11 protein-coding genes are annotated in these 11,816 nt (G+C 72.3%); 7 read left to right on the top strand and 4 right to left on the bottom strand.

Annotated elements, in window-relative coordinates; translation table 11 throughout:
- Positions 1–137: 137 nt before the first annotated feature.
- Positions 138–656, bottom strand: coding sequence for a hypothetical protein (locus B0I28_RS21915; RefSeq protein ID WP_106365990.1), 519 nt, complete (start codon positions 654–656; stop codon positions 138–140).
- A gap of 29 nt (positions 657–685) precedes the next feature.
- Between B0I28_RS21915 and B0I28_RS21920 the strand changes: the two genes are divergently transcribed.
- Complete coding sequence (locus B0I28_RS21920; RefSeq protein WP_106365991.1) at positions 686–3,373, top strand: DUF4132 domain-containing protein; 2,688 nt, start codon at positions 686–688, stop codon at positions 3,371–3,373.
- Here B0I28_RS21920 and B0I28_RS21925 read toward each other — a convergent pair.
- Positions 3,345–4,322 (bottom strand): aldo/keto reductase, encoded by a 978-nt coding sequence (locus B0I28_RS21925; protein ID WP_106365992.1) that lies wholly within the window; start codon positions 4,320–4,322, stop codon positions 3,345–3,347. The two genes, B0I28_RS21920 and B0I28_RS21925, sit on opposite strands and share 29 nt — an antisense overlap.
- A 61-nt stretch (positions 4,323–4,383) precedes the next feature.
- Here B0I28_RS21925 and B0I28_RS21930 point away from each other — a divergent pair, with 61 nt between their 5' ends.
- The 5 genes from B0I28_RS21930 (at position 4,384) to B0I28_RS21950 (ending at position 9,545) form a co-directional block, all read left to right on the top strand.
- A complete protein-coding gene (locus tag B0I28_RS21930; protein WP_106365993.1) occupies positions 4,384–5,589 on the top strand; it encodes an ROK family transcriptional regulator in 1,206 nt (401 codons plus the stop codon).
- 216 nt (positions 5,590–5,805) lie between these two features.
- On the top strand, positions 5,806–7,104 hold the full coding sequence (locus B0I28_RS21935; RefSeq protein WP_106365994.1) for an ABC transporter substrate-binding protein: 1,299 nt from the start codon (positions 5,806–5,808) through the stop codon (positions 7,102–7,104).
- Positions 7,105–7,115: 11 nt separating this feature from the next.
- The gene (locus tag B0I28_RS21940; protein WP_106365995.1) at positions 7,116–8,087 is read left to right on the top strand and encodes a carbohydrate ABC transporter permease; all 972 of its coding nucleotides are present in this window, start codon (positions 7,116–7,118) and stop codon (positions 8,085–8,087) included.
- Positions 8,088–8,089: 2 nt separating this feature from the next.
- Positions 8,090–8,965, top strand: a complete 876-nt coding sequence (locus tag B0I28_RS21945) for a carbohydrate ABC transporter permease (RefSeq protein WP_106365996.1) — start codon at positions 8,090–8,092, stop codon at positions 8,963–8,965.
- Between the two features lie 64 nt (positions 8,966–9,029).
- A complete protein-coding gene (locus B0I28_RS21950; protein ID WP_106365997.1) occupies positions 9,030–9,545 on the top strand; it encodes an adenine phosphoribosyltransferase in 516 nt (171 codons plus the stop codon).
- Between the two features lie 141 nt (positions 9,546–9,686).
- On the opposite strand, the gene B0I28_RS21955 is transcribed toward B0I28_RS21950, so the two are convergent.
- Entirely contained in the window at positions 9,687–10,286 is a 600-nt protein-coding gene (locus B0I28_RS21955) for a bifunctional 4-hydroxy-2-oxoglutarate aldolase/2-dehydro-3-deoxy-phosphogluconate aldolase (RefSeq protein ID WP_245889063.1), read from the bottom strand.
- Entirely contained in the window at positions 10,283–11,197 is a 915-nt protein-coding gene (locus B0I28_RS21960) for a sugar kinase (RefSeq protein WP_181245900.1), read from the bottom strand. Before B0I28_RS21960 ends, B0I28_RS21955 begins: the two co-directional genes overlap by 4 nt.
- Positions 11,198–11,319: 122 nt before the next feature.
- Between B0I28_RS21960 and B0I28_RS21965 the strand changes: the two genes are divergently transcribed.
- Positions 11,320–11,721, top strand: coding sequence for a hypothetical protein (locus B0I28_RS21965; protein ID WP_146148195.1), 402 nt, complete (start codon positions 11,320–11,322; stop codon positions 11,719–11,721).
- Positions 11,722–11,816 lie beyond the last annotated feature (95 nt).

The raw sequence follows: 11,816 nt of genomic DNA on the forward strand, positions 1-11,816 counted from the left end.
GCGCGATTCGTGACGGAACGGGAATGTCGCACCGATTGTCTATCCTCGGTGCGGTATTCCCGGCCGAGCGAAGGACGCAGATGACGAAACCCCGTGTGCCGCAAGAGGACAAGCTGAAGATCCCGGCCTCCTGGGCCTCACGGGTGATGCCCCGCCGGGGGCGCCCCGCCAAGAAGCCCGTGGAGCTCGCCGACGCGAAGGTCCGCGCCGACCTTGCCCGCGAGCGCGCCGACCGCGACGGCGGGCTGCGGGCCGCGCTCGACCTCGCGGGGAACGCCCCGTACGCCGCCGCGGGCCGCGCCCATCTGGACGGCGCCCCCGACCCCCGCGGCGCGGCTGCCGTCGCCGTGCTCCTCACCGAACCCGATCAGCTGTACGGGAGCTCGTGGCTCCGGCCCGCGTTCGACGCCTGGGTGAGCGACCACGGCCTGCCGTTCGCCGCCGCCGCGGCCGTCGAGTTCCTCGTGGTCAAAGAGCAGACCGAGACCTACCTCGACCTGCCGCCGCTGCACCGGCGCGTCCTCGCCGAGACCCCCGCCGGGCGCCTCGAAGTCCTCGACCGCGAGATCGACCACGGCGTCCCCGCCGTCCGGGCCCTCCTCGCGGCCGCTTCCGACGACGAGTACGCCGCCGCGGTCGCCGCCGTCGCCGCGCACCGCGACACCCCGCCAAGCGCATCGCCGCCATGGTCCTCCTGCCCGACGAGCCCGCGTGGCTCCTCGAAGCCGGAGCCGACTTCATGCAGTCCCGTGAGCACTCCTACAACGACGACTTCCTGTGGCTCTCCTTCGCCGACGCCGACCAGATCGCCGCCGTCGGCCTCGCCGACGCCGACGACCCGTGGCTCGGCTACAACGCCCTGCTCACCCTCGTCGCCACCCTCGGCACCGACGCCCTCCCGGTCCTCACCGGACCCGTCGGCGACGCCTACCCCGACTACCACGGCCGCGGCGACCTCATGCACGCCATCGCGATGCTCCCCAGCGACGACGCCGCCGCGCACCTCCTCACCCGCCTCGACCTGCCATCCGCGTTCAAGGCCGCCACGAAGGCCGCCGCCGCCTTCCCGCTGCGCACCCTCCGCACCGCCGCCCGTCTCGCCGCCGACACCACTGAACCCGCCGAGCTCGCGGCCATCGCCGCCCTGGCCGACCCCGCGCTCCGAGTCCACCTCACCGACGCAGAGCGCGCCGCCCTCGACCGCCTCGCCGCCGCGACCGGCCGCGTCCCCGACGCCGACGACCTGCCGCCGCTGCTCACCTCCCCGCCCTGGACCCGCAAGCGCCCCAAGGCGATCGTGATCGACGGCCTCGAACCCCCGGCCGACGCCAGCCTGGTCTGGGCCGACGGCGAACGCGACGCCTGGAACGCCCTCCCCGACCCCGACGACCACAACGCGTTCTGGCTCCGCAGCTTCGGTGAACTCCCCGGCCTCGACGCCTACGGCTGGCGCCTGACCCCGTTCCTCGCCTACGGCGACATGGAGCAGGCCGCCCCCCGCCTCGCCGACTGGCAGGGCACTGAACCGCCCGACCACCCCGGCGACCTCCGGCGCATCCTCGCCCGCTTCGGCGAGCGGGTCCTCGACCGCGTCCTCCTCCAGGCACCCGGCCCCGAACTCCCCGGCCCGATCCTCAGCCTCACCGCCGCCCGCCTGACCGCCGCGCGGCTCGACACCCCCGACCGGGCCCACGCGCACCGCTGGCTCGACCGCCACGGCCTCGCCGCCGTCCCCTACCTCGTCCCCGACGCCCTCGGCGCCGACAACGACCTCCGCCGCCGCGCCGCGGCCGCCCTCACCCACCTCGCCACACGCCACGGCACCGACGCCGTGGTGGCGGCCGCGCCCTACGGACCCGAAGCGGCCCGAGCACTCCGGCCCCTCCTCGGCGACGACCCCCTCACTCCCAGCGTCAAAGTTCCCAAGCCCGGCGCATGGTTCGTGCCCTCCGCGCTCCCGCAGGTCCTCACCGCAGGCCGCGACCGCGCGCTCCCGATCGACGCGGTCGGCCACCTCGCCACCGTGCTCGCGCTGGCGACCCCGGACTACCCCTACCCGGGCCTCGCGGTGGTCGCCGAGACCTGCGACCGGGAGTCCCTCGCCGCGTTCGGGCTCGCCCTGTTCGAGCAGTGGTGCGCAGCGGGCGCCCCCGCGAAGGACGGCTGGGCGCTCACGCAGCTCGCGCACTTCCCGAGCGACGCCGCCGCGGTCCGCCTCGCCGAACTGGTGCGCGCATGGCCCGAGGCGAACAAGCACAAGCGGGCCGCCGCGGGCCTGGCCGTGCTCGGCGCGCTGGGCACCGAGGCCGCGCTCCGGGCGCTCCACGATCTTTCAGAGAAGCTGAAGTTCAAGGGGCTCAAGGACGAAGCGGGCCGCCGGCTCACCGCGGCCGCCGAGCGACTGGGCCTGCGCCGTGAGCAGCTCGCCGACCGGCTCGTCCCGGACCTGGGGCTCGGCGCGCCGATCGTCCTCGACTACGGCCCCCGCACGTTCACCGTGGAGGCCGACGAGCACCTGGCGCTGCGCGTCACCGACGGCACCGGGAAGGTCCTCAAGGCCCTCCCGAAGCCCGGCGCCAAGGACGACGCCGACGCCGCGGGCGAGGCGTACCGGCGCTACACCGCGCTCAAGAAGGACCTCCGCACCGTTGCAGGGGACCAGGTCCGCCGCCTCGAAGCGGCCATGGTCGCGGCCCGCACCTGGTCCGTCCCCGAGTTCGAAGCGCTGATCGCGGGCCACCCGCTCAACCGCCGCCTCGCCCGGCGCCTCGTCTGGTGGACCGGGACCGGCAGCGCCGCAACGGGATTCCGCATCGCCGAGGACGGCAGCTACGCCGACGCCGACGACGCCCGGGTCGCGCTGCCCGCGGACGCCCGGGTCCGCCTCGCCCACCCGGTCCTCCTGGGGGAGCGCACGGGCGACTGGATCGCACTGTTCGCCGACTACGAGCTCCTCCAGCCGTTCGACCAGCTCGCCCGCCCGGCGCTGGCGCTCACCGACGAGGAGCGCGCCACGGGCGGCCTCGCCCGCGCCGAAGGCGCCGTCATCGAGGCCGTGCGGGTCCTCGGCGCCACGGGTCAGGGCTGGCAGCGCGCCAAGCCCGAGGACGCCGGGGTCGAACCGGGCCTCACCTGGTCGCCCGGCGGCGGCCTCACGGTCGCCGTGGCACTGGAGCCGGGGATCTGGGCGGGCGCGGCGACGCAGTCGCCGGACCAGACCGTCAGGAGCGCCGTGGTCTCCCGCGGCGAGCCGTGCTGGTGGTTCGACGAGCGGCGCCCGCCGCGCCCTGTGGACCTCGACCCGGTGACGGCCTCGGAGATCCTGGCGCGGCTGGAGCGGCTGACTACCAGCGGTGGTGGACCTGCGGCCTGATGAGGTCGTCGTAGACGGCGCGGACTTCGGTGTGGAGGTCCGCGTCGAGGGGCGCGAACGCGGCGGCCGCCGCGTTCGCCGCGGCCTGCTCGGCGTTGCGGGCCCCGGGGATGACGACGGTGACGCCGCGCTGGTCGAGGATCCAGCGGAGCGCGAACTGCGCCATGGTCATCCCCGCGGGCACGAGCGGCCGGAGGCGTTCGACCGCTTCGAGGCCCGTCGCGTAGTCGACGCCGGCGAAGGTCTCGCCGACGTCGAACGCCTCGCCCTTGCGGTTGTAGTTGCGGTGGTCGTCGGGTGCAAAGTGGGTGTCGGCGGTGTACTTGCCCGACAGGAGGCCCGAAGCGAGGGGGACGCGCGCGATGATCCCCACGCCCGCCTCCGCGGCGGCCGGGAGGACCCGATCGAGGGGCTTCTGCCGGAACGGGTTCAGGATGATCTGGACCGTGGCGACGCCGGGCCGCGCGATGGCCGCGAGGGCCTCGTCGCAGGTCTCGACGCTGACGCCGTAGTGCGCGATGCGCCCGTCGGCGACCATCGCGTCGAGGACGTCGAAGACGGCGTCGTCGCCGTAGACGCTCGTGGGTGGGCAGTGCAGCTGCACCAGGTCGAGCGTGTCCATGCCGAGGCGCTCGCGCGAGTCGTCGTTCCAGGCCAGGAAGTGCTGCTCGCTGTAGTTCCCGTGGACCTGCTCGGCGCGGCGGCCCATCTTCGTCGCGACGAACACCCCCGGGTGCCGCTTCCGGAACGCGCCGACGAGGCGCTCGGAGCGCCCGTCGCCGTACACGTCGGCGGTGTCGTAGAAGGTCGCGCCCGCGTCGGCGGCGGCCTCCAGGGCCGCGGTCGCGTCGTCCTCGCCGACCTCGCTCCAGTCGGCGCCGATCTGCCACGCGCCGAAGCCCACGACCCCGACGCTCGCGCCCGTCCTGCCCAACGTCCGTGTCTCCACTGGAACGGCCCCCTTCAACTAACCCATTTACAAAGTGGCGCACCCGCCGTAGCATTCAGCCATGAAGTCCACCTCGCGCGATATCCGCCTGCGCAACTGCTTCGCAGTGCTGCGGCACCTCATCGCGGACGCTCCGACCTCCCGCCAGATCCTCGCCCGCGAGACCGACCTGTCGGTGGCGACGGTGTCGAACCTGGTCACCGACCTCATCGAACTGGGCGTCGTCGTGGAGGTGGGACGCGAGGACTCCGGCGGCGGACGCCCCCGGGCGCTCCTGGCCCCGAACGCGGGCGGCGGCGTCATGATCGGCGTCGACGTCGCCGAGACGTACGTGCAGCTGGAAGTCTACGACCTGGCCCTGACGGTGGTGGACCGGGTCGAGGAGCGCATGGAGGCCAGCGAGAACAGCCCCGACCAGGTCATCGGCCACATCGCCTCCGCGATGGACCAGGTCCGCTCCCGCCTCGGCGACCGCGCGATCCTCGGCGTCGGCGTGAGCCTCCCCGGGCAGGTCGACGTCGCGTGGGGCGTCTCCGGGTTCGCGCCCAACTGGAACTGGCACGACGTGCCCTTCCGGCGCCTCCTGACCGAGCGCCTCCAGCTCGACGTCCCGGTCTACCTGGACAATCCCCTGAAGACGATCACCGTCGGCGAGCTCTGGTTCGGCGACGGCCGCGGCGTCGACCGCCTCGCCGTGCTCATCCTCGGCACCGGCGTGGGCGCCGGGCTCGCCTTCGGCGGGCAGCTCTACCGCGGCGCCACCAACTCAGCGGGGGAGTGGGGCCACACCACCATCAACCCCGGCGGCCCGCAGTGCCGCTGCGGCGCAAAGGGATGCATCGAAGCCTACGTAGGAGCGCCCGCGATCCTGTGGCAGTGGGCCCAGCTGGACGGCCGCGCCGCCGAAGGCTCCCAGACCGAGGCCATGGCCGCGCTCGCCGCCGCCTGGGAGGCGGGGGAGCCCTCCGCGGTCCGCACCGTCGAGACCGTCGCCGAGTCCCTCGCGGCCGGGGTCGCGAACCTCCTCAACCTCGTCAACCCCGACCTGGTCGTCCTCGACGGCTGGGTCACCTGGGCCCTCGGCGACGCGCTCGTTCCCGAGTTCGAGCGCCGCCTCGCCTCCCACGCCATGGAGGCTCCGCTCAAGGCCGCCCGCCTGAAGCGGAACACGCAGGAGCGCAACATGGTCGCCCTCGGCGCGGCCGCGCTCGCCCTGGAGGGCCACCTGAACCGGCTCAACACCGTCGGGTCCCGCAGCCGCCGCTGACCCGATCGGCCGGTCATCCCACAAAAACCGAGCGCTTTCAACGGAACCGCGCACGAATCGTTACCACGAGCCTTACTTCAACCCATTGACAAAGTGAGTGACCCTCGCAACACTGAGAGGCGAATCGACGGATGTCGAATCTCCGCTGCGGCGTCGACCATGACCCGGAGTCGCGCGGGAGCCCTTCCGACCTCTCAACGTAGCGAGGAGCTAGAAATGGCCTTCAGCACTGACCGTCCGTCCAAGCAGGCGCTTGCCGGCCTGGCGTTCAACCGTCGCCGCATGCTCGCGCTCGGCGGCCTCGCCGCCGGAGCGGGCGCACTGGGCGCGTGCGGCTCCAACACCGGTCGCGGCGACGGCGGCGACGGCGTCAACCTCTACCAGTGGTACCACCAGTACGGCGAGGCAGGAACCCAGCAGGCCGCCGAGAAGTACGCCGCCGCATACGAAGACGCCACCGTCACCATCAACTGGGTCCCCGGCGACTACGACACCGCCCTCTCCTCCGGACTCCTCGCCGACAAGCCGGGCGACTACCCCGACGTCTTCGAGAGCCACCTCAACCGCTCCATGGTCGACTCAGGGCAGATCGTGCCCCTCGACGACCTCTTCGACGGCGTCCTCGACGACTTCACCGACATCGACGTCAAGCGCAACTCGATCGACGGCAAGGTCTACGGGATCCAGATGATCGACGACCCGCAGTTCCTCTACTACCGGCCGTCCCTGTTCTCCGACGCCGGAATCACCGAGCCGGCCACCTTCGACGACCTCATGGCCGCCGCCGCCGAACTCACCACCGGCGACGTCAAGGGCCTCTTCCTCGGCAACGACGACTCCGCCACGAAGCTGTTCCAGCCCATCGTGTTCTCCGCCGGGCAGACCCTCCTCACCGAGGACCACCAGATCGGCTTCGACAAGGACACCGTCATCGCCGGCGCCCTCCAGGTGAAGGCCCTCCACGAGTCGAACTCCCTCCTCATCGGCGCCCCCACCGAGGCCTGGGACCCGTCCTCGATCATCCAGGGCCTGTGCGCCATCCAGTGGTGCGGCCTGTGGGCCCTCCCGCAGATCATCGACACCTACGGCGACGACATCGCCGTCATGCCCTTCCCCGGCTTCGGCGGCGGCGCCCAGACCGTCTACAACGGCGGCTGGTCCACCTTCGTCAACGCCAAGTCCGAGCACGTCGACGAGGCCAAAGCCTTCGCCAAATGGCTGTGGATCGACAACGAGGAGTACATCCAGGACTGGTGCCTCTCCTACGGCTTCCATATCCCGCCGCGCAAGTCCATGGCCGCGGGCGCCGAAGCCCTCGCCGAGGGCCCCGCCGCCACCGCCGTCCAGATCTCCCAGGACTTCGGCTGGGGCGACGACCCCAACTGGACGCCCACCATGGAGACCGCCGTCGACGACATGATGACCCACATCGTCCTCGAAGGCGCCGACCCGTCGGCCGAGTTCGACACCGCCGCCCAGACCATCCAGACCGAGCTCGACTCGATCTTCGGCTGACCGGGGGCACCGTGGCCGTCTCGACCGAGACCGCCGCGCCCGGGACGGCGGGCACCGGGGGCCGAGCCCCCCGGGCCCGCCGCCGCACGGGCGGTTGGCGGACCGCACTCACCTTCTGGTACTTCGTGGGGCCCTTCTTCATCGGGCTCCTCGTCTTCACCTACATCCCCGTCGTCTGGAGCGCGTACCTGTCGTTCTTCGACGCGCGCAACACCGTGACGCCCCTGCCCGAGGACTTCGTGGGCTTCGGCAACTACGCCCGGATGCTCCAGGACGCGGCGTTCACCGACAGCCTCGTCACGTTCACCGTGTTCGCGGCCTTCATCGTCCCGCTCACGTTCGCGTGCTCGCTCGCGCTGGCGCTGCTGCTCAACCGGGTCCGGCTCATGCGGGCGTTCTTCCGCTCGGTGTTCTTCCTGCCGTTCGCGTGCTCCTACGTGGTCGCCTCGCTGGTGTGGAAGATGTCGATCTTCAACGGCGTGCGGTACGGCATGGCGAACTCGATCCTCGACCTGTTCGGCATCGAGGACGTGCCGTGGCTGTTCGACCCGAACCCGCCCTGGTACTGGCTCGTCATCGTCACGCTGCGCCTGTGGATCCAGTGCGGCTTCTACATGATCCTGTTCATCGCCGCGCTCCAGCAGATCCCCGAGCACCTCTACGAGGCCGCGTACGTGGACGGCGCCAAGCCCGGCTGGCAGACGTTCTGGCACATCACGCTCCCGCAGCTGCGGGCCACGTCCGTGGCGGTCCTCATGCTCATCCTCATCGCCGCCTACCAGGCGTTCGACGAGTTCTACAACCTCATCGGGAACCAGGCCTACGCCCGGCCGCCCCTGATGTACCTGTACACGACCGCGCTCGGGACCCAGCAGGACCTGGGCCGCGGCTCCGCGGGCGCGCTGATCCTGGCGCTCATCATCGCGATCGTGACGGTCCTCCAGGGCAGGTTCCTCGGATTCGGCAACGCGGAGGAGAAGTAGCCATGGCATCGAGACCCTTGCGCGCCAAGCCGGTCGGCTACCGGCCCGGGATCGGCTCGAAGGGCGCGAACGTCGCGGTCTTCATCATCCTCGCCGTGCTCGCGCTCCTGTTCCTCATCCCGTTCTACCTGATCCTGCGGAACGCCTTCGCCACCGACCAGGAGATCACCGCCCCCGGCTGGATGTGGTTCTCGCCCGACCCCGCCTGGGACAACCTCTCGCGCCTGTTCGACGACCCGTCGGTGCCGATGGCCCGGTCGCTGCTCAACTCCGCGATCGTCGCCGTCCTCACCACCGCGGGCACCCTGTTCCTGTGCACCACCGCCGGGTACGGGCTCGCCCGCGTGCCCTGGCGGCACGCGAACAAGGTGTTCTACCTGGTCCTGGCGACCCTCATGATCCCCGGCGCGATCACGTTCGTGCCGAGCTTCGTCATGGTCTCCAGCCTCGGCTGGCTCTCCGACTACCGGGGCCTCATCATCCCCGGCCTGTTCTCGGGCTTCGCGGCGTTCCTGTGCCGCCAGTACTTCCTGGGCTTCCCGCGGGAGCTGGAGGAGGCCGCCCGCGTCGACGGCCTGAGCCACTGGGGCGCGTTCTGGCGCATCGTGATCCCCAACTCCGGGAGCTTCCTCGCGGCCATCGCGGTGATCACGTTCGTGGGCGCGTGGAACTCGTTCCTGTGGCCCCTGGTCATCGGCCGCTCCCCGGACTCGTGGACCGTGCAGGTCGCCCTCTCGACGTTCCTGACGGCGCAGACGGTGAGCCTCTCGCAGCTGTTCGCCGCCGCGCTCGTGGCGATCCTGCCGCTGGTGTTCGTGTTCCTGTTCCTCCAGCGCTTCCTGGTCCAGGGCGTGGCCCAGACCGGCCTCAAGGGCTGAGACGCGGCCCCCGGCTCCGGCCGGGGGCCTGAAGCCGCCCGGCTCGCCCGCTAAGGTTGCCGTCGTGGACCTGACCGAATACGTGCCCGTCGTCCCCGACTTCCCCGAACCCGGGGTCGGCTTCCGCGACATCACGCCGCTGCTCGCCGCCCCCGACGCGTTCCGCGCCTCGATCGACCTCCTCCAGGAGGCCTGCGAGCCGTACCCGTACGACTCGATCGCCGCGTTCGACGCCCGCGGGTTCCTCTGGGCCGCCCCGCTCGCCGACCGCGCAGGGAAGCCGCTCCTGCCGATCCGCAAGGCCGGCAAGCTGCCCCGCCGCGCCGCGGTCGAGACCTACCGCGGCGAGTACGCCGAGGTCCGCGTCGAGCTCCACGCGGACGCCGTGAGCGAGGGCGACCGCATCCTCCTCGTCGACGACGTCATCGCCACCGGCGAGTCCATGGCCGCCGGGGTCCGCCTCGTCGAGGGGCTCGGCGGCACCGTCGCCGCCTGCGCGGCCCTCCTGGAGATCGCCGCCCTCGGCGGCCGCGACCGCCTCGACGGCCACCCGGTCGTCTCGCTCCTCGGCAAGCTCTAGGGCCCGATCCGCCGACCGGACCCACAGCGGCGCAAGCGAATGCGCGGAGTCCTCGGACTCCGCGCACTGTCGTACCTCCGCGGCAGGGTTGTGCAGGGGACCCAGCGGTAATGCGTCACATACCACCGGGCCCGTCCGCCCTCAGCCCAGCAGCTTCTCGATGTTCGCCGGGTCCGCCAGTGCCGACCCCATGCCGATCACCGACGCGCCCGCCTTGCGGTACGCGTCGACCTCGTCGGGCCCGACGCCGCCCGTGGCCACGTACTTGACGTCGGGGAACGGCCCGCTCATCGCCTTGAACCAGTCCTTGCCCAGCGACGACGCGGGGAAGACCTTCACCCACGTGCAGCCCAGCTCCCGCGCGAGGCCGACCTCGCTCGCGGTCGCCACGCCCGGCAGGTGCGGCAGGCCCGCGGCGTGCGAGGCCTCCAGGACGGCCGGGTTCAGGCCCGGCGCGATCGTGTAGGCCGCGCCCGCGGCGGCGGCGCGCTCGACGTGCCCGGCGGTGACCACGGTCCCGGCGCCCACGAGGTGCCCGCGCGGTTCGGCGGCCTTCACGGCCGCGGCGAGCGCCTCCTCCTGGCCGGGCCGCCCGATCGGGACCTCGACGAGGTCGATCCCGGCGTCCCACAGCCGCTCGGAGAGCGCGACGGTCTCGTCGGCGGGCAGGCCCCGCCAGATCGCCATGACGCGCTGGTCGGCGAAGAGGCGGTCGAAGAAGGCGCCTTGGTCAACGGTCACTGGTCCTCCAGGAGGGCTCGAACGGTGGCTGGTGCGGGCGGGGGCGCGAGGTCCCCGACGGTCTGGAGGGCCCCGGCGGCGAGCCGGTGGCCCAGGCGCATCGCGGCGGCGACGGACGCGTCCTGCAAGCGGCCGTAGAGGAATCCGGCGGCGAAGGCGTCCCCGGCGCCGACGGGCTCGACCACGTCGACCGGCTCGGCGGGGGCGTAGTGCCGCTCGCCGCCGTCGAACGCGGTAACGCCGTTCCCGCCGTCCTTGACGACGAGGACGGGGGCGTTCGGCACGTGCTCGCGCACGTCCTCGGGGGTCTTGACGCCCCACAGGGTCTGGGCCTCGTCGAGGCCGACGAACGCGATGTCGGCGGCGTCGGCGAGGCGCGCGAGCGCGGGCCCGGCCTCCTCGACCGGCCACAGGGCCGGGCGGTAGTTCACGTCGAAGCTGACGGTGGCGGGGGCGAGGGCGCGGTCGACGAGCAGCTCCTCGACGAGGGCCGCGCAGGTCGCGGACAGGGCCGGGGTGATCCCGGAGAGGTGCAGGATGCGGGGCGGCTCCAGGCCCGCGAGGTGCCCGGGGGCCATGGTCGAGGCCGCGGAGCCGCGCCGGTAGTAGTGGACGACGGTGCCGTCCGGGCCGGGGTCCTTGAAGTAGACGCCCGTGGGGCGGGCGGGGTCGGTGGCGATGCCGGCGCAGTCGACGCCCGCGTCCTCCAGGACGTCCTTGATGCGCAGGCCGAACGGGTCGTCGCCGACCTTGCCGTGCCAGGCGGCGCGGGCGCCGAGCCGGGCGAGCGCGACGGCGACGTTCGACTCGGCCCCGGCGACGCCGGCGTGGAGTTCGACCGCCGTGCGCAGGGGTCCGGCGGTCGCGGGCGCGAAGACGCACATCGACTCGCCGAGGCACAGGACGTCCAAGGGGGCTCCCTTCGGGATGGGGGACGGGCCCAGCCTACCGACCGGAAAGCGCATTCACAAAGCCGCGGCGCGCGTCGTCCCGCGTAGACTGGATCGACGGACCGCTCGCGATGGGGGCGAACATGATCGACGTGCGCCTGGTGAAGCTCTTCGCGTGGACCATCGGGATCCTGCTGGTCCTGTGGATGCTCGCGGAGTGCATGGGCGGCGCCGACGAGGCGGACGAGGACAACGAGGACCTCCAGCGCGACTCGGAGCAGTACGCCGCGGACTGCGACCGCGCCTGGCAGGCCCTCGACCTCGCCTCGGAGGCCGCGGGCGGCGACGTGGAGACCGTGGTCGACCAGATGGAGGCCCTCGGCAACGAGATCGAGGACCCCGACCTCAAGTCGCTCACCGCGGTCTACGTCTCGCAGGTGCAGGAGCTCGCCGCGGGCACCGCGCCCGAGGATCTCGAAGGCGCGATCGCCCAGTACCAGGACTCCGCGGCCTTCGACCTGGCGCTGCGCTGCCCGCTGTCGTGAATCCGCGATGCGGAACAGGCATTGACAGTGTTCGAAATTACCGCTAACTTCGACACGTTTGCACAGCCTTCTGTCCGAAGGATGCCCACTCGACC

The sequence above is a fragment of the Glycomyces artemisiae genome, from assembly GCF_003002955.1.
GTDB classification, from domain to species: Bacteria; Actinomycetota; Actinomycetes; order Mycobacteriales; family Micromonosporaceae; genus Glycomyces; species Glycomyces artemisiae.